This is a genomic window from Enterobacter asburiae (assembly GCF_024599655.1).
Taxonomy (GTDB): domain Bacteria; phylum Pseudomonadota; class Gammaproteobacteria; order Enterobacterales; family Enterobacteriaceae; genus Enterobacter; species Enterobacter asburiae_D.
On record NZ_CP102247.1, the window covers coordinates 1,831,785 to 1,856,516 of the forward strand.

The following is a 24,732-nucleotide window of genomic DNA, read 5'->3' on the forward strand; positions in this document are numbered from 1 at the left end:
GCGATCAATAGGTAATCAAACCTGCCGACCGATTGCTAATCTTTTTACATCTTTTTATTAATTTGCATGAATGGATGCCGCAGTGATGACATCAGTAAGCTCCGTTTCGTTAAACAATCTTGCACGATAGGCCTCACCAGGGAATTGAGGTGCGCCATCAGGTAATGAAATCACATCGTAGATAGAAGCAATCATATTGCCGTCCACATCACTGATGAAGAATGAACGCGCATGGCAGGTGAAGATAGTGAAATAATCACCATGATCAAACACGCTTCCCATAAAGTCAGTCCATTGGATGATAGGCGTCGTTGGGAGTTCAATAGGTGCATGAATTTCCACTGCTGTTTTGGCTGCTAAGTCTACCGCATAGAAAAGAATGCGTGCTGGATCTGTTTGGTAGGCATCCGTTGTTGCTTCGTCATTCATAGGGCGAATAACAGGGTTTCCATTTGCATCAACGCAAGATCTGTTATCAAAGACAGATAAGACAAATTTGCCTACGGTAGGATCGATATTTGCTGCAAATGCACTATTATTAGTGATGCACACCGTATGGGCACCATTTTCATAGTGAGTAATACCAGTGTTATCAATATGAACAGTCGTTTGTTTAGCCGGGAACTGAGGGTTGAAATTACCGGTGTCGATTGTCCACAAGATACTGCCATCAACGATAGAGATCCCAAAAGTGGTACTCGTTGTGCGAGAATGGACAATAACGGCTTCTTCGTTGTTTGGACTACTTGCAATCCATGTGAGTGAGTTAAAATGGACATCATTAGGGGTATTATTATTCAAGATTTGAGAGCCACTATACTCACTGGTATAGTTTTTCGCCCAAATCATTTTCCCTGTCTGATCGTTGAATTTTAGCACCACGGCATCTTGCGCCATCGTATTGGTGAGTCGGTTAGGACTATCGGTGCCAAACATATAAATGTCGCCCGCTGAGTCCCAGACTACATCGTGAGTATTTGCATAATGATTGCCATCCGCATCACGCAGGTCGAATTCCAGAACGACATTACCCATAATGTCAATTTTGAAGAAGCGACGACCGTACCACGACATATCTTCATCGCTACCGGTATAGAGGTAGCCATTGTGGATTCGCAGCGGCTGGAGATGATAAACCGATACGAAGTTAAAACGCAGGTCACCATTCTGGTCATAACCACGGCCAGTGGATTCCATTAACCAGCTGTTTCCCCATACAGAGGTAAACAGTGCAGGATCGGTTTGTTCAATATCGAGATGGAAGATGACAGAGGTATCATATATCTGATCTTCGGTGCTAATAGTGAATGCCTGATTGAAAACTTCAGCTCCAGTTTCATCCTTAAACACGACCTGCACGCTGTTTGCATATTGTGCATAAAGACCAATAACAGGAATTTTTATGGTTTGAGAAACGCCATAAATCAGATCCGATTCATAGGTGAAATCTACGCTGGTTGGGCTGGTTGTCCGTTTTGATACGGTGTAAGAGTAGCTAACTGGCGTATCAGAGGTAAAATAAATATATGCAGCGAGCTGGTTGTCGGCTGGTGCAAGTTCAGTTTTAACATAAGTAATAGTCATGATTGTATTCCTTTTTGTTTCGTTCAATGAAATATATATTTTTTGCCAGCGCAATAAGGTATCGCTAAAATAAATAGCGAACAAATGAACGACTGGCGGATAAGTTGATGCTGTGGTAATTAAAAATAGTTTTGTATTGTAATTCTCCTCTTGTAAAATAGTTGAATAAGCATGGCATGGTTTATCATCCAGTAAATGCTGGTGTACAGTATTATCGGCCAGAATAGACCTGCCAAATATTTAGCTGCTATTCAGGATACATCTTTCGTGAGAGCTGAAAATGAACCCCATCCTTTATTTCCGTCCAGTTTCCGCCCCATTCAACATCAACAGATAACTCCTTAGCAGCCTGAAACACAGCCGTTGCAATTGTCTGGTAATGTTTAAACTCCTAGGATGCTGTGCCGTTTATGACTGCGAATACATCGACGGCGTGTCCCGTTAAATGCCTGCTTTTTGAGGTTAATGATTTTCCTGCTGCCAATAGCTCAAGCTGCCGCTTCTGGTTTCTTACCCCTTCTGAAATGCCGAAATCAATAGGCGATAATTTCAACGCTTTTCTCATTACATCAGAAAGATCCTTATGAACGCCTTTAAGGTTCTTTTCAGTCGTTTTACTAAATTCATGATTTATCATTGCTGTCTCCAGAGATTTTTTTCCAGTAATAATTAAGGGCAACAACGCCCATGGCACCTGATATACCGCTGACGGCAAGTGAAGTGTGAAATACTGTTCCCAGGCTTTGGGACATCAATCCAGCAAGTACACCGGTGAATCCTGACACAATAATTTGTGCTACTGCCGAAAATAAATTTCTTCCCGACTGGCCCGACTTAACGTCAAGGAGATATCTAACAAGACCTCCCCACGCGCCGAATAATATTATGTAAACCCAGCTAAAAAATGCATTTGATGATGGATCTTTCCATGGCAAAACAATTACCTCCATAGGTGAGTTAATAACGAACTTTACCTCATGATGAGATTATTTTTTCCTGACCGAGAAATATTTTTTTGCTATGCGGTAAATAATAAACGTTGAGCGACCCTGTTTTGTGATGAATGTCACACGGAATGTAATTAATAGATTTTGTCGATCAATTAATGCTGAATGATAGTTATGTGTTATTGATATTAATAATTATATTTAGCAGTGGAATACATAAGAGGAACCAGTAGGAGAATGGCGTATTCTGGTAACGGCAGGAGATAAACCAATACCCTGATGAGCGAATCAGGGACTGGTATTATTGGAATTAGGGACATGCTGCTGCATCAATTCAACAATCCAATCAATAAAAACGCGCAGCCTGGCGTTGACATGGCGGTTCGGCGGAAATGCCAGGTACAGGGGCATTGGGTGAATACGCCATTGCTCAAATAGCGGAATTAAGGAGCCACAAGCCTGATGTGCTGCCGCCATATAGACGGGTAGCGCAATCACGCCTAATCCCGCCAGCCCAGCTTCGAGGTAGGCGTTGCCATCATCCACTGCAAGCACATAGCTGCTCTTGATTTCAATATGTTCACTCTCACCGTGCAGTACCAGAGGATCAATCTTACCGGTGCGTGAGGACAAGAATCCCACTATGCGATGGTCCGTATTTTCCAACTCTTGCGGGTGCGCAGGGACGCCAAGGCGTTCCACATAGCTCGGTGCGACGTAAACACCGATTTGCAAATCACCGACATGGCGTGCGATCAGGGACTGGTCATTGATTTCGCCGCCCCGCAGGACGCAATCCACGTTATCGCCGATCAGATCCACCACCCGGTCACTCACGCCCATATCGAACTGGATGTCAGGGTAGCGCGCGTGAAAAGCCGGTAGCGCAGGCACCAGCACCAGGCGAGCGAGAGGCGTGGGCACGTCTATCCGTAGCCGTCCCCTGGGCGTCATCGCCGAACTGGAGAGGCTGTTTTCAGCATCCTCCATGTCCGCCAGCAGACGGATGACGCGCTCGTAGTAGACCGCGCCATCAGGAGTTACACCGAGCCTGCGGGTGGTGCGATGGAGCAGCTTGACGCGCAGGCGCGCTTCCAGCTGCTGAATAAGCTGCGTCACCGTGGTTTTGCTCATATGAAGCGTCTGGGCAGCCTTTGTGAAACTGCCTGCTTCCACCACGCGAGCAAAGGCGCGCATCGCATCGAAACGATCCATCCCTTGTCCTCTCTTTTTACCGATTGTTTGGATATTACAAACAATGATGGACAAAGTCGCTTGTTTATCCGCCGGATCCTGCGCCTGTAAAGTGTCTTTATGTTCAGCGGGCAGATTTCGCCCCATTACACAGGTACTAACATGACAACACGCGAAGCAGTTTTTCCCTTCGGACGCCAGGCGCTCTATGAGCGCAATCGCTATTCACCCGCCATCAAATCTAACGGCTTCCTGTTTGTTTCGGGGCAGGTTGGTAGCCGGGAGGATGGTTCGCCTGAAGAGGATCTCAACGCGCAGATCCGGCTGGCATTCGATAACCTTAACGCTGTTCTTACGGCTGCGGGCTGCACGTTCGATGACGTGGTTGACGTTACCCTTTTTGTCGTCGATCCCGAGTCAAACCTCGACGCTATCTGGAGTATCCTGCCAGAATATTGGGGGGAAGCGCCTTATCCTACGTTGACCGGGATCGGCGTGACGTGGCTGTACGGGTTCCAGTTTGAGATTAAGGTGATTGCCAGGCTGCCCTAGGGTTACGTGGCTTTGCGCCGGTCGAAAAAAGACAGAGGAAAACTGATGAAAGCAGCGGTTTATGACGTGGAAGGCGCTCCCGGCGTCCTGCAGTATGTCGACGTCCCGGATCCGGTCGCCGGGCCTGACGACGTCCTGATTTCTGTCGAGGCTATCTCTATTGAAGGGGGAGATCTGATCAACCGGCGCTCAACTCCGCCGCCTCTTCCTTCATGGATCGTCGGCTACGCGGCTGCGGGGACAGTTGTTGCCGTCGGGGCGAAAGTCAGTAGCCGAAGGGTTGGGGACAGAGTGACTGCTTTTAGCATGCAGGGATCGCATGCGGAACGTTGGGCTGTGCCTGCGGAACGCACCTGGCTTATACCGGACGGGGTGGATGCAGCAGAAGCGGCGGTGGTACCGATCTCTTTTGGAACCGCGCGCCACTGCCTTTTGACACGAGGGATGCTTCGGCGCGGAGAAACCGTCCTGATTCAGGCTGCAGCGGGGGGCGTGGGGCTCGCGGCGGTTCAGCTTGCCTCACAAGCCGGCGCGAGGGTCATCGCCGTGGCAAGCGGAACGCAGCGAATAAACCGGTTGCTGGAACTTGGTGCCGATCATGTCGTGGATCGTGTAGAGAATAACGTCGTGGACAGTGTCCGAGAGTACACCCATGGCACCGGTGTTGACCTCGTCATCGATCCGGTAGGGACGACGCTGCCTGTTTCGCTTTCGGCACTCGCTCCGGAAGGGCGTCTCGTCTTCGTCGGTAATGCGGGCGGTGGAAGCCTGACTGTCGACCTGTGGCCGTCAATGCAGTCTAACCAGACGCTCATGGGAGTATTCATGGGACCTCTTTTTGAAAGGCCCGGCGTCCGGACAAGTGTGGACGAGATGTTGCAGGCTGTGGCAGAAGGGCGCCTCAGGGTGGTCATTGACCGTGTCTTCCCTCTGGCTAACGCCGCCGCGGCCCATGAATACGCTGAGACAGCGAAACCGCTTGGCCGTATTGTTATGAAGCCTTGAGAGAGGGAGGCCTCAACCTGGCCCGGAAATTCTCCCAATGCGGAGGAGAAAATGAAAATAAAAAAAGCCTGCTTCAAAAGCAGGCTTTTCAAATTGGGGGAGCATTCAATGAGTCAGTTATTCCAGCCGTAACCTCTCCCTAAGCTCCTTCACCAGCGACGCATCATCCAGCTCTGCACTAATCTCATGGCGAATCGCATTAGTGAACTGTTCACTGCGCTCGCAGCTATGGTGATAACCATGAGATAGCCAGTTCCAACTCCCGAGAACAATGTAGCGGCCATCGATCATCATTACCTTTTCATGTGTCCCTTCCGTCAACCGGATAATATTCTCTTTTCCTAATTGTTCACGGTACTCGGCAACCAGAGTCTCATCATTATCATCCGCTCGATCCATGCGCTGATGATAGTAGCCGTAATAAACTTTAACCCTGACACCACGCCGCTGCGTGGCTACCAACTGCGCCAGCTCCGGCCTCTGATAATTCTTACCTCCTCGACGGATCCATGGAGCGATGATAACCAGCTCCTGTTCACACTGGCTGGCCAGCGCGCTAAATGCGGCAATATGTTCGCAGTCGCGATAATAACGCTGTAGACGGGGGGTCTGGCTAAGGCTGGCAAAATTCGGATGCTGGCTACCTTGTTCAAGAAGGAAGCTTTCGGCAACGCTATCCGCAAGGACTTTCAGGTATCCACCTGCTTGCCGCAATCGATGATGGTTACCTACGACGATAAATTGCTGCTTTGCGCGTGAAACCACGACATTCAGCATGTTTGGTGCGTCGTTTTGAAAATTCGGATTATCAAGAGGATGAAAAATAACCGGACTATAAATGATGACCTCAAAGCCTACGCCCTGAAACTGATGCACTGTACCAATGCAGTTTTTCTGCCAGTGATTCATTCGTTGCGCAAGACGTTTAATCAACAATGACTTCTGATTGCTATAGGGAGTGACGATGCCAACATCGGCAGTCAGATCGTAACCAGCTTCTTCCAGCTTATCCAGCAATAGCTCAATAGCATCAACTTCATCCAGATTAGTGTTAACCATATCGCCTTTCTGGCCTTCTACGCTGTAGAACATCAAATGATGTCCGCCTGATTTCTCAAACGCGCTGGCAATACGGCTGGAAGGGGGCGCCGTTTCCACGCTGACGCCATGATAGTTCGCCAGTCGGATGAAAAGGTCGGCAATAGGTTGCTGGCACCGGCGATGCTCATCGAGAATGATGCCATTACCCGTATCGTCTACCTTGCCGGAAAGCGTACCAGCAGCACGGTGCCAGCCCGTGACGCTTGCAGGTGAGACACGCTCATACAACGTATTGTTGCTGGCGAAATGACGCTCACGCAACTGTGTTTGGAGGTTTTCTGACAGGTTTCTGATGGGTTCAATTTGCAGAGGATCGCCAACAATCATCGCTTTCTCACTGCGACTCAATAGAGGCACCAGGGATTCAAGCGAAATCATGCCCGCTTCGTCGCACAGTGCCAGGTGCCATGGTTTATGCCCCTTGAGGTCATCGAGCTTACGATAACCCGCAACCTTCCACGCGGAAACCAGCGTGGTCGCCATTACCGGATATACAAGAGACAGTGCGCGATAGAAATCATCAAGCTTATCCAGCCAGCGATAATAGCCCGCACTGAGGCGCTTACTCATCAACGCTCGCCAGTGAGTCAGTACCTCTTCTAGCTCAATTTTCCGCTTCAGTTGCTCTTGCCAGAGATAACCGATAGCGGCTTCAAACATTTCTCTGTGTTGCCTGATAAAGCGTTTACGCAAAATGTCGCACCAGTTACCTTCCGGATAAAGCTGTTGATACTGTGCCGTTAGCTGTTGCGCCTGGATGACCTGACGCCATTGTGCCTGCAATTGTGCTACTTCAGTATTAAGAGCCTGCAGGTCAACTTCCTGTTGAGCTTCGGGTTCTGCATGCAGGAGCAGCGCCAGTAGCGCTAAGCTATCTACCTGCTGTGAAAGCATTTCTCCAGCATCAGCCAGAGCAGCCAGCTGATGATGGGGAAGGGAAGAAAGACTGAATTTGCGAAAGTCCTCCGGTGCAGCCAGGCTCATCTGTCGCAGCCTTGCTGGATATTTCCTCTCGAAAAAACGAGCCAGATAACGCTTTATCCCTTTACGCGGATAGTCGCGGTAATGCAGTTCCAGGGCCGGGCGTAGCGGTGAATCCATCCAGCTAAGTATCTGCTCCAGACTATGCTGTTGCGGCCATGTCGCCTGCAACGTCTGGTAAATTCTGCTGGCCAGTAGACGCTGCGTTTTTATCTCCCTAAATTCCTGCAGGCGCTGTTCTAACTGACTGGCTAAGGTATCCAGGTCGTCGGGGTGATGAAGCGAAACATCAATGCCGAGTACCTGTGCATGAACGGCGAGCGGGGGAATTTTTTCCATGAAACGAGCCGGTAGCTCTTTTGCTAGTCGGGTGTCCAGATCACAATCCACGACAGATTGTATCGCGACTGCCTTTTCATTCAGATACGCCCGGTAACAAGCGTTCATCTCGTCGCGATGCTTGAGTAAAACCGCTAGAAAATTGTGCTGCTGCTGTTGGTCATAGCTTTCCTGTCGCCAGCGACTAATCAGTTTCTCAAGCCGGGTAAGCTCATGCTGAACCTGTTCGTTCGAGCCGCTATGAAACCATAACCAGTCAAGATCCTGAGTTGCAGGGTCACTGCGCAGATCGTCAATGATATTTTCCACCGCTTTTATTGCAGTGGACGTGACCAGCATGCCGAAGTTCTGGTCCTTTCCATCAGCAATCGCCAGTGCTCTGGCAACCAGTTGTTGTGCGATGAGTGACTTGAATAGCGTGGTTTTACCCGTACCCGGCGCACCTTGTACGGCAATCAGGCGCTCATCCTGATTAATCGCCTGTATTGCCGCCATCTGCCCATGACCCAGAGGATAATGCGTTTCAAACAAACCGCCAGTCACCACTTCGTGAATATACGGGGCCTTCTCGTCACTATGAATATGGCTGAGATACTGCTCCAGCAACGGGAAATCACCAACCGCGTTATCACAAAGCCAGGTGAAATCTTCCGCATCACGCTTGAGGTTGTAATCCTCATTATGCAGCGGAGCCACCAGGGCATTAAACGCATTTTCCAGCCCCTGATATTTACTGTTTGATTGCTGAGTGACCCATTTCAGAAGAGCCTTAAACGCCTCAAGGAACGTGTCATATTTACATCCTGTGAGCGCGCTAACGATACTCATCATATGACGATTTTCACCGAGCTCATCCAACTGAACACCAAACATTTCGCGAAAAGCGAAGGGGAATGCGCTAACAAGTTGTCCATCTTTGACGGGAACTAGCAGGGTGTTTTCGTTCTGTTCAAAAAATGATTTTGGGAGGGGGAAAGAGAAGAGCGGAAGGTATTTTACATTGGCCTTACCTCGCTCATTTTCGATACAGCGGAGTACCGGAAATAGCAGGTTAACAGGTTCAACATGGGTAATTTTACCCTTTTCGTCATATTTGACGAAACGCCGGCGCCAGTGGTTGCGCATTTCAGGCGTAACACGGAGTACTACTCCGCTCTGGTTTTCTTCACAGTTATTTATACCGAGCATGAGTTGTTGGTACTCATGTACCTTGCTGGCCGGTATTTTACTCTTTTCTGCGCCACTGAATTTTACATAATCATGCCACGCTGAAAGGATATCCTTAGACGAGTTTTGCATCATGCTAAAAGAACCTTAACCTGAGTATCTCCCTGAAATTAATGGTTAGAGAATAACACAGAGGCAGATATTTTAACCCTACCAATGGGGACATCTTTGTATGGAGACATAATATGAGTTACAGCGGCTAATAAGATTTCCAGTTTGACTGAGAGGAGTTAGCGTTCAAACAACTGGAACGCATTCTTATGGCACTGCAAATGAAGAGCCTGCCAGGCGGGAAGCTATCTTGAGCTAGCGTGGGAATGATGAAAAGCAAAAAGCCTGCTTCAAAAGCAGGCTTTTCAAATTTGGCTCCTCTGACTGGACTCGAACCAGTGACATACGGATTAACAGTCCGCCGTTCTACCGACTGAACTACAGAGGAATCGTGTGAACGGGGCGCATAGTATCGACCTGCGTTCACCTTGTCAAAGGGGGAAATTAAACTTTTCGTTCGTTTGCCGACAATTTCAGCAAATTGCTGATTTTATGGCAAATTTGCGTTGAAATTACACAGCAAAAAGCGCCGCCCGCAGGCGGCGCGCAGGATCAGAACAGTACGGAGTAGTTCAGACCAAAGGTTCGTCCGCGGCCTTTATAGGTATACAGGCCCGGTGCGCCGTAGGTTGGGCTATACAGCCCCGGCGCGCGCTGGCCCCAGGCGGTGGTGTAGTCTTTGTCCAGCAGGTTTTCCACGCTGAAGCTGACCTTACCCACCGGCAGGGCGTAGCTGCCCAGGAAGTCGACCGTGTTATAGCCATCGATCTTCTTGCCGTCGGAGTCTGACACGTCAAAGGTCTGCGTGCTCTGCACGCGCAGGGTCCAGTCGCCCGGCGCCCAGTTGACCCATGCGCTGGCCTTCGACGGGCTGGCGCTGTCGACCGTCAGCTTCTCCCATTTGCCGTTTTCGCGGGTTTCAGACTTAATGGCGTTAAAGTTCGCACCGGTGCTCCAGTCGCTGTCGGTGAAGAAATAGTCCACCTGACCTTCCACCCCGTAGATACGACGCTTGTCGTCTTCCAGGTTGATGGTCATATCCGTCTTGTTGATGGTGATGGTTTTATCCGAGAGCGAGTAATACGCCGCGACCTGCGTGCGCAGGTTATCGCCGGTGTAGCGCCAGCCCAGCTCATAAGCGTTGACCTTGATGCCGTCCAGCTTCGAGTCGTTCACGTTGACGCTGTTCAGCAGGCGGTAGTGACCGTTGCTGAGCTGATAGGTGCCCGAGCCGTAGTACTTCGCCAGGTCCGGAATTTCGAAGCCCTGGGAGAAGTTAAACCACACCTGCTGCTGTTCGGTCAGGCGACCGAGGATCCCGGCGTTAAACAGGAAGTTGTTGTAATCGGTTTTCCCGCCCGGCACCGCGTCTGCGGAGGTGGCTTTCCCGGTGGCGATAGCCTGCTGCTGGGTGTAACCGACAAAGTCGTCCACCTTGTTTTCGGTGTACTGGTAGCGCACGCCGCCGCTCAGGGTGATGGCGTCAATGTCGTAGCTGGCCTGCAGGAACGGGGCGAGGTTGGTGATGCTGTAGCCCGGGTAACGGCCCACGTTGTAGGCGTTATCCAGCTCCATGCCGCCGCTCGCCGCGGCCTTGCTCAGGTTAAAGAACTGCTGGTTAGCATCGAAGGTTTCGTGGTCGGCATCCACACCCCAGGTCAGCGTTAAATCGTCCACCGGCTTGCTGTTCAGCGTCAGCTTGCCGCCGTAAAAATCGGTTTTCTGCTGGGACGCGCCGATGCTGCTCACCACGCCTTTGGTCAGTGTCGGGAACGGATAATAGGTCAGGCTCTCGTCGCGATAGTAAATCTGCGCGACCAGATCCTGGCCCCAGAAGTCGGTATTGGAGTACTGCAGGTTAATCAGATGGCGCTCGGTACCCGGTACGCGGTCAGAATCAAGATTACCTTTGTTGTAGGCGGTCGCATCCCCCGTTACCGCCGAGAAATTCTTCCCGAGATACAGCCCATGCTTGCCGTCGGACTCGCTCTTGTAGTACTGCGTCGTCAGTTGCAGCTGCTGATGATCGTCAATGTTGATGGTGCCCGTGCCCATCACATCAATACGGTCGGAATACTGGAGGCCGGTCTGGGTGTTATCGATAATCACCTCGTCGCCGTTGCCGTCATACCAGCCGCCGTAGCGCTGATACGACACCGACAGACGACCGGAGGCGTTGTCATTGCCACCGCTTACGGCTGCCGATACGTTCTCATCGTGATCGTTGTGGCTGTTAAATCCGCTCTTTGTCCCGGTCTGGAACTCAACTTCGGTCTCCGGCTGGCCCTTTTTGGTAACGATGTTCACCAGGCCGCCGGTGCTGCCGCCGCCGTAGAGTGAGGTGGCGCCGGAGATCACTTCAATACGGTCAATGTTGAACGGATCAATAGAGTCCAGCTGGCGGCTGTCGCTGCGGGACGAGTTCAGGCGAACGCCGTCCACCATCACCATCATAGAGCGGCCGCGCAGGTTCATGCCGTAGTTGGTACGCCCCTGGCTGCTGACGTCCATGCCGGGGATCAGCTGCGCCAGCACCTCTTTAATCTCTTTCCCGCCCTGAACCTGCTGCTCAATTTCAGCCCGCTCAATGACCCAGGTGGTCTGCGCCATCTCCGCCACGCTGCGGTGCGCGCGGCTGGCGGAGACAACGATATTTTCTTCCTTTTGTTCTTCCGCCCACGCAGAGGTAGAAAGCATTGCAAGCAAGCAAGGATTTAAAACCCAAAGATGAGAACGTTTCATTGTTATGTTGATCCTGATTGTGTGTGTCAGTACTCGGTGGTTTTTGCTAATGATTTAAAAACCTGGCTGCTGTCCGGGCTGGCTGTGGTGCGCCAGTGGATAACGCCGGGGGTGGTGGCCAGCTCAAACGGCTCGTCGGCGTGCGCGCGATTCAAGATCCGCGCCGCGCGCCAGGCCATCAGGCTGAGCTGGGGTTCGGCAATGCCGAGACGGTGCATCCCGGCATTCACGGCGAACAGGCGGTTGCTCTGCGGGCCGTCCCATTCGAGAGTGAAATCGTTGTTGATGCAGAAGGCTTCGTCCGTATCCAGATGCAGGCGATGAGACAGCGGCGCGAGGAACGCGGGCTGAACGGCGCGGTAGCCGGTGGCGAAAATCACCACGTCGCTCTCCAGCTGCTCGCGGCCGCCGTCGAGGTGATGCTGAATGCTCAGACGATGTCCGTTTTCCTGGCGCGTCAGGGACGTCACCGAGCGGGACGGCAGGAGATGCGCCCAGGGTTTTTCACGCAGCACTTCGAAGCGGTGGTACATCGCGCGGTAAATCGCCAGCAGGGACTCGGTGGTGATGCCGTCGGACGTCATCTTCTGCTCGTGCAGCATCTGACGACGGGCCTCTTCGCCCAGCGTGGAGAAGCTGTCCACGTACTCCGGCGTGAAATACTCGTTGGCAAAGGCGGCTTCATCCAGCGCGTTGTAGTTATTGCGGCGCGATACCCAGTTCAGGCTCAGCGGCTGGCCCCATTCGCCGCGGAAGATATTCAAAAACAGGTCGGCTCCGCTCTGGCCGCCGCCGACGACGGTGACGCGCTTGCCCGCAAGATCCGGCGTGCGCAGCATCATCTCGCTGGCGTGGAAGCAGGTATCGTCCTGAACGGTGACGCAGTCAGGCAGGTTGATCTGTTTGCCAATCCCCACGCAGACGTGGCGCGCCAGGAAGCGGTCGCGCTGGGTCACCACTTCAAACAGGCCGCTTTTCTCATCAAAGCTCACCTGCTGCACCTGCTGGCTGAAGGCGAGGTTGGTAAGGTTTTCCGCCGCCCAGCACAGGTAGTCCGCAAACTCCTCGCGGGAGACGGTGCGCTGCTCGGTGGTCAGGAAGCGGTAGAACTTTTTGCGCTGCACCAGGTAGTTCAGAAAGCTGTGGCGGTTGGTCGGCTCCACGGCGCTGACCAGATCCTTCAGGAAGCTGGTCTGCATGTGGCAGTCCGGCACCATCATTCCCGGGTGCCAGGAGAAGTGCGGTTTACGCTCAAGGAACAGCGAGCTAAAACCGTCCAGCCCTTCGGCCAGAGCGGCGATGCTGAGGTTAAACGGGCCAATACCAATGCCGATGAAATCATAGGTTTTCATTGCGCTGACTCCCGGGAGGCGAGAAAAAGAGGGTTATCGAGGTCGGTAACGTAGTTCGGCAGCATGCGGCTGCCGCCGTCGTGTTCGGAGAAGGTCAGTTTGACCGGGTTGAGGATCACGCGAATAATTTGCGGCTTGAACAGGTCGAACGTCGCAAAGCGCTCCGCAAGCTCCGGGTGCGCGGCCATATAGCGGTGTAAAACCTGCGCCAGGATCTGATAGAAACGGGGTTCGCTCACGCCGCATTGCAGGGTGAGGCGCGAGATAAAGCGCAGCACCGTCACAAAGTTGCCGGTTTGCAGGTCGTGAATGATGTAATCCGCGCTGAGGCGCGCCGTGACGGCCTTCACCTGCTCCGGCAGGCTCTGCGCCTGCGGGAAATCCTCATCCACCAGGCGCATATCGCCCTGGAAATCCTTCAGCAGGATGCGCTGCGGGACGTAATCCTTCATCACCAGCGTTACGTTCTGGCCGTGGGCAATCAGCGCCACGCCGTAGCGGCAGAGCAGGTGGTAGAACGGGATCACCGTTGCCTCAAACAGCTTTTCCAGCCACGCGTCGGCGCTTAGCCCCGAGCGTTTAATCCACGCGTCGATCAGCGGGCGCCCTGCATTGTCGGTTTCCATCAGCGCCGCCATCAGCACCGCCTGTTCACCGTCTTCTAAATAACAGGATGGGTTCTCGCGCCAGATCACCCCCAGCATCTCCTGATAGCGGTAGGGCGCTTGCGGCAACGCGGCATAGCCCGGATGCGACAGATAGCCGGCGGCGGGTTCGCCCAGCACCTGCGCGCTAGAGCGGGCAAGCGTGGCGTCGGTGGCAAACTGTTGCTGTAGCCAGCGCGAGGCCAGCGGCCCGGCGGCAATGTACTTGCCTGGAATGCCGCGATAGCAGGAGGTGTTGTAGATAGTCAGCGGAAGCTTGATGTCAAACGGCGCGCGACGGCTGGCGTTGGTGAGCGTTCGCAGGGACTGCTGCGCCAGATACTCATCGCCAAATTCGCCCAGCTCAACCATCTCTCCGCGCGCCAGCTGCGCCAGGAAATGAATGGCAATTTTCTGCTGCCACTGCCACGGGTGCAGCGGCACCGGCAGCCAGCCGTCGTCGAGCCCCAGCGCCTGCCAGCGGGCGTCAAAGCGGGCGCGCTCGGCGTTGTCCATAGCGCTCGCCAGCAGAGCGTTGATATCGCAATCGACGTCGCTGCTCCAGACCAGATGCTCCCGCTGAACGGCAACCCAGTGCAGACGAAAACGTCCGCGATACTCCGGCGCGTACTGACGGAGCGCGTCCAGCCCCCAGCCGCGGCGGCCTTTGTTGAAAATAAACTTCGGGTGACCGCTCATCAGACACTGTAATTCGTCCGGGTCGAGGTGGATCAGCGCGTCCGCGTCCAGCGCTTCACGCGCCTGCAGCAGCTGAATGTCGCCGCGCAGCGTGGCGTAGAGATCTTCCATGTGCTCTGCCGTTTGCGCGTCGCTCATCTCCAGCACCGCCGCCAGCTGCAGCAGCGCGCGTTCCGCTTCGACGGCTTCGCCGCTGTCGGCGATCAGGCTGTCCGGGTCGATATGCAGCCAGCCCCAGATCCCGCGCGCGGCGCGAAACTGCCAGGACTCGTTGCCCATGGTGATGCGCCAGCCGTCCGACGAAACCGGCTTAGCGCGCAGGGTGCGTTCGTATTCCAGCTCGGCGAGGATCTTCGCCACCATCTCGCGGTTCACTTTCTGCCAGAGCGCGTTCACAGTTCCACCTCGCTGAAGAAGCGGTGACGCTGGCTCACGATCAGGCGCGAGCGCTTGTGCGGGAAGTCGAACTCTTTCATCGTCTCGAAACCGGCGGAGGCCAGATGGCGGAACAGGCGCTGGTTGTCGAAGCGCGGCTCGGCGACAATGCGCGCGGTGCGCGGTTCATCGAGATACAGATAATGGCTTAACCCGCGCAGCCAGCTGCGGATGTACTGCGCGCCGCGCCAGTTCTCTTCGCCCACCAGCATGTGCAGGCCGCGGTCAAACGGCTGCCAGCGGTAGTGGCGGCCAATGCGGTCTTCCGCCGCCCAGTAGAGCTCAAAATAGCCGAACGGCTGGTCGTCGAAGCAGCCGATAACCGGGTAGCAGTACGTCGAGTCAAGCTGGCGGCGCAGGTAGTTTTCCTGCTCGGCCTGCGGGCCCGCCATCTCCCAGAAGGCGTTCACGCGCGGGTTGTTCATCCATTGGGTAAAGCGTTCGCCGTCCAGCGCCACGTCGGCCACGCGGAAGCTGAGGGTACGCTTAATTTGCGGATCGTAACGACGGTACACTTCGCCCTGCGGGCGATGAGGACGCAGCGGGAAATACAGCTGACGGCTCTCATCAAACTGCATCCCGCCGCTGGCCCGTGATTGTTCACCTTTCAGCCACAGCGGCAGCTGCCAGAAGGTTTCGCGTGCCAGATAGTCCCCGTGGGCCAGGCTAAACAGCGCCTGCGCCTGGGGTTCATCCTGCCAGGTCGCCCAGGGCAGGGTAATGCCGGTCAGCGAGGGTGCGGCAACAAACAGCTGATCCAGGGCTTCGACCAGCCAGCCGTCCGGCATCCCACTCAGACGCTCCAGCACCGCGCTGCCGTCGAGACCCAACGTCAGCGGCAGCGCGCGATCCGTTGTGGTGCAGCGAAAGCCATAGCCGGAATGGACGATATTCGCGATTGCCATTACGCCTTCTCCTTGTAAAACGGGTTGCTAAAGTCGAAATAGATCACCGCCGGATCGGCGATGGTGTTTTCATTGCGATCGTGCAGGTAGCAGAAGAAGTTGCCTTTGCAGTTCCAGGTCGGGCTGTCGAGCACGTAGTCGAGGCAGCGGGTCTGCTTTGCCGTACGGCGCAGTTCCGCCAGCGCGTCGCGCACCCGGGACATCAGGCTTTCCTCGCTGTCGAAACCTGCGGCGGCGAGGGCGGCGGTGACGGCAAGGGTAGAGTTCAGCAGCAGATAATAAGGGAAGTAGCGCAGCAGCTGGCTCTCACCGAAGCGGTTTTCCACCTCCGTTTCGCCCGCCTCTTTCAGCCACGCGTCGGCTCCTTCGGTCCACGCGCTGCCCTGGCAGTCGCGGTAGATCAGCCCGACGGGGAAATCCTGCTGCATCTCAACGAGGATATTTTGCTGGTGCGCCAGCAGGACCAGACCGTAGTCCGCCTCGGCGCTGAACAGCGGAAGTAATACGCGGTCGCAATAGGCGTCCAGCCAGCAGCGGGCGGCCTGGGCGAGCGGTAATTCCAGACGCTGACTCAGACGGCGCACCGCGGAGGCCAGCAGGCTATCACCGCCGTCCGGCGCGGCCTGGGTCAGGCTCACCAGCACGTTGGTTTGTGTTTCAGGGGTATCGAACAGCAGGTTGACGCGCAGGGCCATCAGGCTCTCTTCCTGAATAGTGCCGTTTTCGTCACGCAGCCCCGCCCAGCCGTCTTCCTGCATCACGCGCATGGTTGGGTAGCGAGCCTGCAAATCTTGCCAGCGTTCCGTTTTCGCCAGGCGCGCCAGGCGCATTCCGCGCTTAACCTCTTTGACCGACAGCGTGCGCACGGAGTTGGTCAGGCGCACGCTGAGGGAGAACTTAATCATGTCGCCGTTGGTTTCGCTGTACAGCGAGCGGGACGAGCTGGTGGGCAGCCACTGCGCGCCCGCTTCCCCCAGGTCCTGCAATGAACCGTTTTCCGCCAGACGCAGGCACCACTCCTGCTCCAGCAGATAGTCGGCCTGCCACGGATGCATCGGCAGCAGCCAGCGGGTGTCGGTGAAATGGCCGAGCAGCTCAGGCGCGCTCTGGGCCGCGAAGCGCAGCAGACGCTCGCGCAGCGAGACGTTCAGGCTGTCGCCAGCAACGAGCGTGCTCTCAACGGCAAACCAGCGCAGCGGGAAGCGGGAGGCGAAATCGGGCAGATAGCGACGCGCCTCGGTTTCGTTGAAGGGCTCGTGCGACTTCGGTGCAGGGTGAAACGCGTGGCCGACCAGCAGCGCCTGTTCCGCCTCGGCAAACGTCAGCGGCTTATCGCGCAGGTTTGCCCAGCTGTGGCGCAGATCGATCGCCTGCCAGGTGTGCGCATGGCTTTCGAGAACGCGCTGCTTAAAACGCGCCAGCGTATCGGCATCAAGCGAGCCTTTTACTGACGGTTTTTCAAGAATTAAATCAACCAGTTGATCAAATGTGACGGCGTCACCGTCATCACTGTTGCTTTGAATAAGCGTTGCCGGGAAACGGTACTGATGATGCTGGGTAGGAGAGAAATAGCGTACCGGAACCCGAAGAGCCTGGGTTTGTGACAGCGGAATATGAATGTCCGGTAACGCATCCGCAGCGGTAGCAGGGAGATAGCGCCAGTCCTTCGTTTCGCGCAACAGGGCGTTTAAAAAACACTGGGCTGCAACGTCTGTACCGGCAGAGCGGGGCAGAGCACGCATAGATGTACCTCATTCCATGATTGATAATAATTCTCGTTATGATATTCATTCTGTTTACAGTCGCAACCATTTTTGCAATATTTGTTTTCATAAACTTCATAATTTCCACACATTTATTGACACTATGTTCACATTCTCATGCACACTGACTCTGAAATATTAACCGAAAACGTCACCTCAAAAGCCAACTGGCCCCTGGCGCTATGTGCGGGTTTATTAGGTATCGGGCAAAACGGCCTGCTGGTGATGCTCCCGCAGCTGGTGACCCTGACCGGGCTGTCGCTCTCGGTCTGGGCCGGTCTGCTGATGTTCGGATCCATGCTCTTTTTACCGGCATCGCCATGGTGGGGACGCCAGAGCGAGCGGCGAGGGTGTAAGGCCGTGATGGTGGCCTCGCTGAGCGGCTATCTGGCCAGTTTCGTCGTCATGGCACTGGTGGTCTGGGCGATGGCGGCCGGAAGGCTGGATACTTACTGGGGACTGGCGGGGCTGATCCTGTCGCGCCTGCTCTACGGACTGACGGTCTCAGGGCTGGTGCCTGCGGCCCAGACGTGGGCTATTCAGCGTGCGGGGCTGGAGAAGAGAATGGCGGCGCTGGCGACGATAAGCTCCGGCCTCAGCTGCGGACGGCTGCTCGGCCCGCCGCTGGCGGCGCTGATGCTCAGCGTCAGCCCGGTGGCGCCGCTCTGGCTGATGGCGATCGCGCCGTTAATCGCCCTGCTGCTGGTGCTTCGCGAAGTCGCGGACCCGCCGCTGCCGCCGGTGGCGCACCAGGCGACCCGCCTGCAGGCCTCCATGCTGCCGTTCCTGCTGCTGGCGCTGTTGCTGGCGGCGCTGGTCAGCCTGATGCAGCTTGGGCTGTCACCGCATCTTAGCCCCCTGCTGGAGGGCAATGCCCGGGACATCAGCCATCATGTTGCGCTTCTGCTGAGCCTGGCCGCCCTGGCCACGCTCGCGGCACAGTTTCTGGTGGTCCGTCCGCAGCATTTCACCCCGGTGACGTTACTCTGCATCGCGGCGGTGTTAATGGTGGCCGGGCTTGGGCTGATGACCGTCGCGGGTTTAACGCTGTTCTACGTGGGGATTGTTATCACGTCACTCGGGGCGGCGATGGCCACGCCGGGCTACCAGCTGCTGCTGAACGACAGGCTGACCACCGGGAAAGGGGCGGGCGTCATCGCCACCAGCCACACGTTAGGTTACGGCGTCAGCGCGCTGCTGGTGCCCGTGGTGACGCGTTTTTACGGCGAGCAGTCTTTAACGGTGGCTGCATGGGGAATGGCATTGCTGTTTTTAGCGTTGAGTATAGGGGTACGGTCAACCGAGCGTACCCCTGCTGAAAAACCTTAATGGATCTGGCGGGAGGAATGGCCGCCAGACTCCTCATTTTGCCGCAGACGCTGCAGGGGATCCTGCTGATAAAACTGGCAAAAACGCTGCCACAGCGCCGGGAAGCGGGGCGCGAAGAGCTCGGGGGCGCTGAAGAAATACTCCGAGAGCACAGCAAAGCATTCGGCAGGGTCGGTTGCCGCATAGGCATCAATGCTGGCGGCGCTTTCACCCACCAGATCTATCTCATCCTGGATGTTATCCATTGCGGCATGCAGGTCGTGCTCCCATCCTGCCACTTCACGAAGCGGGATCAGCGGCACGCCGCTGGCGCGATCGCCGTTGCGGGTATCAAGCTTATGCGCCACTTCATGAATAATCAGGTTAAAGCCAGAGGCGTCGAACGAGTCCTGAATGTCGAGCCAGTTCAGGATAATCGGCCCCTGCTGCCAGCTTTGTCCGGACTGCACCACGCGCTGGTTATGCACCAGCCCGATATCGTCCTGCCATTCGTCATCCACCACGAACGGCGCGGGATAGATTAGCACTTCGTGGAAACCGTCCAGCCACTCAATGCCGAGCTCAAGCACCGGCAGACAGAATAGCAGGGCGATGCGCGCGTTTTTCAGGGGATCGAGTTCGAAACCCTGCAGTGGAACCAGGCGTTTTTGCTGTAAAAAACGATCCGCCAGTTGAACCAGTTTCGCTTGTTCATCCGGCTTAAGATTAGTCAGAACAGGGATCGTCAGCGCGTCATCCCATGGCAGCGCCATATCCCGGCCAGCCTCATTCGTTTTCCAGGGCCACTTTATCATCGCTTTGCTCGCAAACTCGTCACTTGAACAAAAATGGGAAAGTCAGGTTCGGTTAAGATGCCAGAAAATCGCTCGCTGCGACAATTCCAGCCTGAATAAACTATCATTCGTACGTAGCGGTGGGTAGCGGTTTGCGGGCATCACCTTCATTTTGTGAAGTCTGTCGTAGCCTTAACCCACAGGTTCAGTGAAGAAATCAGTACGGTATTGAAAAATGAGCGATTTCAAAGGTAACAAGCAGGACCTGCCCAGCCGAGCGTGCGCGCACTGCCAGCGGCCTATGACGTGGCGCAAGAAATGGGCGAAATGCTGGGATGAGGTCAAATACTGTTCCGAGCGCTGTCGCAGGAGCCACCGTTGACCGAACTGCGCCTGCTCCTGGGCGATCAGCTTAATCCGCACCATAGCTGGTTTGATGCCTGCAATCCGAATGTCATTTACGTGATGCTGGAGCTGCGGGCGGAAACCGCGTACGTGCTTCATCACGCCCAGAAAGTGATTGCCATCTTCGCGGCCATGCGCGCGTTTGCCTCTGCGTTAAAGGAAAAGGGGCATCGGGTGAGGTACGTCCGGCTCTCTGACAGCTCAAACCGCGGCGCGCTGGAAGACAATCTCAACGCGCTTGTCGCGCATTACGGCGCGGACAGGGTGCTGTGGCAGGAGCCCGACGAATGGCGTCTTGATGCGCAGCTGCAGGCGTGGGCGAAAACGGCGTCCGTCGTAACGGCCTGCATCAGCAGCGAGCATTTCTTCACCACCCGTGAACAGGTGAGCGCGTTTTTTGCAACGCGTAAGAGCTGGCGAATGGAGTACTTTTACCGGGAAATGCGTTGTCAGCACGGCATACTGTTGACCTCAGAAGGCGAGCCGGAAGGAGGAAAATGGAATTTTGATGCTGAAAACCGCAGGCGCTGGTCAGGCGAGCCGCCCGCCCCGGAGGACTCGCGTCCGCGCCACGATAATTCAGCCTTATGGGCGGAGATCCAACGCTGCGGCGTAAATACCTTCGGCGAACCGCAGGCCGGGAATTTTCGCTGGCCGCTCAACCGTTCGGAAGCCAAAGCCGGGCTGGATGAATTTATCACTCACGTGCTCCCGCAGTTTGGCGCCTGGCAGGATGCGATGCACGCGGAGGAGCCTTTTCTTTTCCACTCGTTAATTTCATTCGCGCTGAACACCAAAATGCTTAATCCGCGTGAAGTGGTGGCTGCCGCCCAGCAGGCATGGCGTTCGGGCCATGCGCCGCTGCCTGCCGTTGAAGGGTTTATCCGCCAAATTCTCGGCTGGCGGGAGTACGTGCGTGGGATTTACTGGTCGCAGATGCCGGGCTACCGGGAGCTGAATGCCTTAGACCAGCACGCCCCGCTGCCTGACTGGTTCTGGACGGGCAAGACGCAGATGCGCTGCCTGGCGCATGCCGTTGGACAGTCGCTCACCGAGGCTTACGCCCACCATATCCAGCGCCTGATGGTCATCGGGAATTTTAGCCTGCTCAGCGGCCTGTCGCCGCAGGCGGTTCATGAATGGTATCTGGGGGTCTACATTGATGCCTTTGAATGGGTGGAGCTGCCCAATACCCTCGGCATGAGCCAGTTTGGCGATGGCGGGTTACTGGCCAGCAAGCCCTACGTCTCGAGCGCGTCATATATTCATAAGATGAGCAATTACTGTCAGGGGTGCCGGTATCAATACAACCAGCGTACCGGAGAGCTGGCGTGTCCCTTCAATGCCCTTTACTGGGATTTTTTTGCGCGCAATCAGGCGCGTCTGGGTAACAATCCCCGCCTGGGCATCGTCTTTAAACAGCTTGCAGACATGAAGGAAGAGGAGCGGCAGGCCCTTGCCGATCGCGCCGGGTATGTTCGCCTGCATCTCAACGACCTCTGACGTATTTCTCCACCGCGCCGGTTGCGGTGGGTCAATAAGAGGCTATTATTTTGGACTTTGTTGCGTATTCCCTGACAGGACATCCAGACGCTATGCCCGTGAATTTTGACCTTAACGATCTTTATGCTTTCAGAGCGTTAGTGGAATACGGTAACTTCCGTGTCGCTGCGGAATCTATCTGCTTATCCCAGTCGGCGCTGAGCCGCAGGATTGAAAAGCTGGAAGCCGCGCTGGGAAACCGGCTGTTTGACCGTACCACCCGCCGCGTGGCCTTAACCTTATACGGGCAAAACTTTGCTGAACGCTCCGCGCAGCTGCTCGACAACGTTGAGTCAATGCTGGCGGATGTTGATAAAGTCAGTGAAGAGCGGACGGGGCTGATCACTGTTGCCACGGTGCCGTCCGCCGCCTGTTACTTTATGCCTGATGTGATCCGTCGTTTTCAGTCTCGCTATCCACGGGTTCGCATTAAGCTCATTGACAGCAGCGCGGGGAACGTGATTGACGCCGTGGCCCGAAGCCAGGCGGATTTTGGCATCTCCTTTGCAGGAAACTTGCCGTCTGACATCGAATTTTTCCCGCTGGTGGAGGATATCTATGTTGCGGCGTGCCGAAAGGATCACCCGCTGGCGCAGAAGCGTCACCTGACGTGGCAGGAATTTTACCAGCAGGATTATATCTCCCTCGATAAAACCTCAGGTAACCGTAACCTGCTCGATCGGATGCTGGGGGAAATCATTCCCGAACGCCCCAGCGTCTGCGAAACGCGCCACGTTACCACGATGCTCGGCATGGTAGAGGCGGGGATCGGCATCGCTGCCGTTCCCGCCATGTCGATGCCGACGTCAGCGCACACGCTGCTGACGCATCTGCCGCTGGTGGCGCCGGAAGTGAAACGCACCGTGGGGCTTATCCGGCGCCGGGGGCGCATCCAGTCCTACATTGCGGCTGAACTGGAAAAGCAGATCACCGAGCAGTATCGACGGACGTAACGGGGATCATCCCCGTCTCCTGGATGACGGCCCTTGAGGGCGGTGAGGCGAGATAGGTCAGCAGCGCTTTCCCCTCCGCGGGATGTTCGGCATGGCGGGTGACCGCACCCGCGAAGCGCGTGATGTACTGCAGATTATCCGGGATTTTCCCGATAAAGGTGACGCCCTGAACCGGCAGCAGTTCGCTGACCTGCTGGAAGCCCACGGCGTATTTTCCTTTCGCCACCTCTGAGGCGACCGGAATACGCTCAACCATTGTCGCTTTGCCCGCCACGTCCTTTTCAATCCCCAGATTTTTGAACAACGCCTGGCTGACATACCTGCCGCTGGCGCTGTCAGAGTAGGCGATAGAGCTGGCCTGCAGCAGCGTGTTACGCAGACTCGCCTCGCTGCTGATATCAGGAACATCCGCACCTTTTTTCACCACCATGCCAACGGGAGAATCCGCGAGTTCAGTCCGCGAGCCCGGCTGGGTCTGGCTGGCTTTTTCAAGCTTCTCCAGCGCATCCCCGACCATAATCACCACGTCGGCTTTTTCGCCGCGCGCCAGTCGGTTTGGGATCGCCTGCGGCGTCGTGCCCATTGAGGGGCCGGGGATGATCACGATTTTATCCCCGGTCCGGCGTTCATATTCCGGGGCCAGCTTTTCCAGGGCGGCTTTGAAGCCGCCTGAGATCATGACCTTCACGTCCTGGGCGCAGGCATTGACGCTCATGAGGGCCAGCACCAGCGCGCTGGCGGTATAGCGATAAGTGCGTTTCATACTGCCCCCTGTGACTTGACGGTATTTTGCAGCGATACCGCGCGGCGGCGGTAGAGGTAGAGCGTGGCCAGCAGGGCACACACGGCAGCGAAGCTCATCCAGTAGCCAGGCGATGCTTTGTCACCGGTGTATTCAATCAGCGCGGTGGACATTACCGGCGTAAAGCCGCCAAAGACCGCCGTTGCCAGGCTGTAAGCCAGAGAGAATCCCGCCACGCGCACTTCAGCAGGCATAATCTCCGTCAGGGCCGGGATCATCGCGCCGTTATACAGGCCGTAGAGGAAGGAGAGCCACAGCAGCACGCTCAGCATCATGGAGAAGCTGGGGGCGCTCGCCAGTAGCGTCAGGGCAGGGTAGCTGGTCGCCAGCGCCAGCAGGGCCATGGCAATCAGCACCGGCTTGCGCCCGAAGCGATCCGACAGCGCGCCGCCTACCGGCAGCCAGATGAAGTTAGAAATCGCCACCAGCAGCGTGACCAGCAGGCTGTCCGAGGCGCTGAGCATCAGCACCTTTTTGCCAAAGGTGGGGGCGTAGACGGTGATCAGGTAGAACGCGGTGGTGGTCATCGCCACCATCAGCATGCCCGCGACCACCACCTGCCAGTTGCCGAGCAGTGTTTTAAAGACCTGACGCATCTCCAGATGATGGCGGCGCGCGCTGAACTCTTCCGTCTCCTCCAGCTTGCGGCGCAGGAAGAAGATAAACGGCACGATTAAACAGCCGAACAGGAACGGGATGCGCCAGCCCCATTCGCGAATGGCGCTCTCCTCCATCAGGGCATTCAGGGCAAAGCCCATCGCCGCGGCGACCATAATCGCGACCTGCTGGCTGCCGGACTGCCAGCTGGTGTAAAACCCTTTGCGGCCCGGCGTGGCGATTTCAGCCAGATAGACCGAGACGCCTCCAAGCTCCGCACCGGCGGAAAAGCCCTGCAGCAGACGGCCCGTCAGCACCAGCAGCGGTGCCCACAGACCGATGCTTTGATAAGAGGGGATAAGTACAATCAGGAACGTCCCCGCCGCCATGATGGAAAGCGTGACGATCAGACCCTTTCTGCGCCCAACCTTGTCAATATACGCGCCAAGCACAATGGCCCCGATGGGCCGCATCAAAAAGCCCGCGCCGAAGACGGCGAAGGTCATCATTAGCGACGCAAATTCACTGCTCGCCGGGAAGAACGTGTGGGCGATGTAGGTGGCATAGAAGCCAAAAAGAAAGAAATCGAACTGTTCGAGAAAGTTGCCGGACGTCACGCGAAGTATCGCGCCCGCCTTAGATCGTACGGTTGCAGGTGAGGTTGAGGAAAACATGGTTATCTCCAGTTTATTGTTGACGTTTTACGCGTCTGTTTCTGAAAACTGGATCAGGACGAGGAAATAGATAAGCGCAAATGCCGCATTGGCTGATGCATTTTTTGCATGAATATCATTCACCGTGTAAATACAA

The 24,732-nt window shown here is 55.6% G+C and carries 18 protein-coding genes, 1 tRNA gene and 1 pseudogene; 6 read left to right on the forward strand and 14 right to left on the reverse strand.

Features of this window, described 5'->3' with window-relative positions; all coding sequences use genetic code 11:
• Positions 1 to 57 precede the first annotated feature (57 nt).
• The 4 genes and pseudogenes from NQ230_RS08625 to NQ230_RS08640 form a co-directional block, all read right to left on the reverse strand.
• Entirely contained in the window at positions 58 to 1,584 is a 1,527-nt protein-coding gene (locus tag NQ230_RS08625) for an aryl-sulfate sulfotransferase (protein ID WP_257260773.1), read from the reverse strand.
• 247 nt (positions 1,585 to 1,831) lie between these two features.
• Positions 1,832 to 2,221, reverse strand: a pseudogene (locus NQ230_RS08630) (M15 family metallopeptidase).
• Complete coding sequence (locus NQ230_RS08635) at positions 2,208 to 2,519, reverse strand: phage holin family protein (protein ID WP_228057695.1); 312 nt, start codon at positions 2,517 to 2,519, stop codon at positions 2,208 to 2,210. The pseudogene NQ230_RS08630 and the gene NQ230_RS08635 overlap by 14 nt, the downstream one beginning before the upstream one ends.
• Positions 2,520 to 2,819: 300 nt before the next feature.
• Complete coding sequence (locus NQ230_RS08640) at positions 2,820 to 3,746, reverse strand: LysR family transcriptional regulator (RefSeq protein WP_257261328.1); 927 nt, start codon at positions 3,744 to 3,746, stop codon at positions 2,820 to 2,822.
• A 141-nt stretch (positions 3,747 to 3,887) separates the two neighbouring features.
• Here NQ230_RS08640 and NQ230_RS08645 point away from each other — a divergent pair, with 141 nt between their 5' ends.
• A complete protein-coding gene (locus tag NQ230_RS08645; protein WP_109845238.1) occupies positions 3,888 to 4,277 on the forward strand; it encodes a RidA family protein in 390 nt (129 codons plus the stop codon).
• A gap of 45 nt (positions 4,278 to 4,322) precedes the next feature.
• A complete protein-coding gene (locus NQ230_RS08650; RefSeq protein WP_257260775.1) occupies positions 4,323 to 5,282 on the forward strand; it encodes a quinone oxidoreductase family protein in 960 nt (319 codons plus the stop codon).
• A 117-nt stretch (positions 5,283 to 5,399) separates the two neighbouring features.
• Here NQ230_RS08650 and NQ230_RS08655 read toward each other — a convergent pair whose 3' ends face one another.
• The 7 genes from NQ230_RS08655 to NQ230_RS08685 form a co-directional block, all read right to left on the reverse strand.
• Positions 5,400 to 9,005 (reverse strand): AAA domain-containing protein, encoded by a 3,606-nt coding sequence (locus tag NQ230_RS08655; RefSeq protein ID WP_257260776.1) that lies wholly within the window; start codon positions 9,003 to 9,005, stop codon positions 5,400 to 5,402.
• A gap of 288 nt (positions 9,006 to 9,293) precedes the next feature.
• Positions 9,294 to 9,369 (reverse strand) — tRNA-Asn (locus NQ230_RS08660).
• A 164-nt stretch (positions 9,370 to 9,533) separates the two neighbouring features.
• Positions 9,534 to 11,723: a TonB-dependent siderophore receptor gene (locus tag NQ230_RS08665; RefSeq protein WP_121424334.1), complete on the reverse strand. Its 2,190-nt coding sequence runs from the start codon at positions 11,721 to 11,723 to the stop codon at positions 9,534 to 9,536.
• Between the two features lie 26 nt (positions 11,724 to 11,749).
• Positions 11,750 to 13,075, reverse strand: coding sequence for a lysine N(6)-hydroxylase/L-ornithine N(5)-oxygenase family protein (locus tag NQ230_RS08670; RefSeq protein WP_121424333.1), 1,326 nt, complete (start codon positions 13,073 to 13,075; stop codon positions 11,750 to 11,752).
• The gene (gene iucC / locus NQ230_RS08675; RefSeq protein ID WP_306671196.1) at positions 13,072 to 14,814 is read right to left on the reverse strand and encodes an aerobactin synthase IucC; all 1,743 of its coding nucleotides are present in this window, start codon (positions 14,812 to 14,814) and stop codon (positions 13,072 to 13,074) included. Before iucC ends, NQ230_RS08670 begins: the two co-directional genes overlap by 4 nt.
• Positions 14,811 to 15,758, reverse strand: a complete 948-nt coding sequence (locus NQ230_RS08680) for a GNAT family N-acetyltransferase (RefSeq protein ID WP_257260779.1) — start codon at positions 15,756 to 15,758, stop codon at positions 14,811 to 14,813. Before NQ230_RS08680 ends, iucC begins: the two co-directional genes overlap by 4 nt.
• Positions 15,758 to 17,500 (reverse strand): IucA/IucC family protein, encoded by a 1,743-nt coding sequence (locus NQ230_RS08685; protein WP_257260781.1) that lies wholly within the window; start codon positions 17,498 to 17,500, stop codon positions 15,758 to 15,760. The genes NQ230_RS08680 and NQ230_RS08685 overlap by 1 nt, the downstream gene beginning before the upstream one ends.
• Positions 17,501 to 17,638: 138 nt before the next feature.
• Between NQ230_RS08685 and NQ230_RS08690 the strand changes: the two genes are divergently transcribed.
• Positions 17,639 to 18,850, forward strand: coding sequence for an MFS transporter (locus tag NQ230_RS08690; RefSeq protein ID WP_257260783.1), 1,212 nt, complete (start codon positions 17,639 to 17,641; stop codon positions 18,848 to 18,850).
• On the opposite strand, the gene mtfA is transcribed toward NQ230_RS08690, so the two are convergent.
• A complete protein-coding gene (gene mtfA / locus NQ230_RS08695) occupies positions 18,847 to 19,644 on the reverse strand; it encodes a DgsA anti-repressor MtfA (protein WP_257260786.1) in 798 nt (265 codons plus the stop codon). The two genes, NQ230_RS08690 and mtfA, sit on opposite strands and share 4 nt — an antisense overlap.
• 214 nt (positions 19,645 to 19,858) lie before the next feature.
• Here mtfA and NQ230_RS08700 point away from each other — a divergent pair, with 214 nt between their 5' ends.
• The 3 genes from NQ230_RS08700 to psrA all read left to right on the forward strand — a co-directional run bounded on the left by NQ230_RS08700 (position 19,859) and on the right by psrA (position 22,523).
• A complete protein-coding gene (locus NQ230_RS08700; protein WP_071891562.1) occupies positions 19,859 to 20,005 on the forward strand; it encodes a DUF2256 domain-containing protein in 147 nt (48 codons plus the stop codon).
• Positions 20,002 to 21,531, forward strand: coding sequence for a cryptochrome/photolyase family protein (locus tag NQ230_RS08705; protein WP_257260787.1), 1,530 nt, complete (start codon positions 20,002 to 20,004; stop codon positions 21,529 to 21,531). Before NQ230_RS08700 ends, NQ230_RS08705 begins: the two co-directional genes overlap by 4 nt.
• 92 nt (positions 21,532 to 21,623) lie before the next feature.
• The gene (psrA, locus tag NQ230_RS08710; protein WP_257260789.1) at positions 21,624 to 22,523 is read left to right on the forward strand and encodes an L-proline-binding transcription factor PsrA; all 900 of its coding nucleotides are present in this window, start codon (positions 21,624 to 21,626) and stop codon (positions 22,521 to 22,523) included.
• Here the strand turns inward: psrA and NQ230_RS08715 are convergent.
• Both NQ230_RS08715 and NQ230_RS08720 read right to left on the reverse strand, forming a co-directional pair.
• Positions 22,498 to 23,286 (reverse strand): substrate-binding domain-containing protein, encoded by a 789-nt coding sequence (locus NQ230_RS08715; protein ID WP_257260791.1) that lies wholly within the window; start codon positions 23,284 to 23,286, stop codon positions 22,498 to 22,500. The two genes, psrA and NQ230_RS08715, sit on opposite strands and share 26 nt — an antisense overlap.
• Positions 23,283 to 24,596: an MFS transporter gene (locus tag NQ230_RS08720; RefSeq protein ID WP_023336204.1), complete on the reverse strand. Its 1,314-nt coding sequence runs from the start codon at positions 24,594 to 24,596 to the stop codon at positions 23,283 to 23,285. Before NQ230_RS08720 ends, NQ230_RS08715 begins: the two co-directional genes overlap by 4 nt.
• Positions 24,597 to 24,732: the final 136 nt, after the last annotated feature.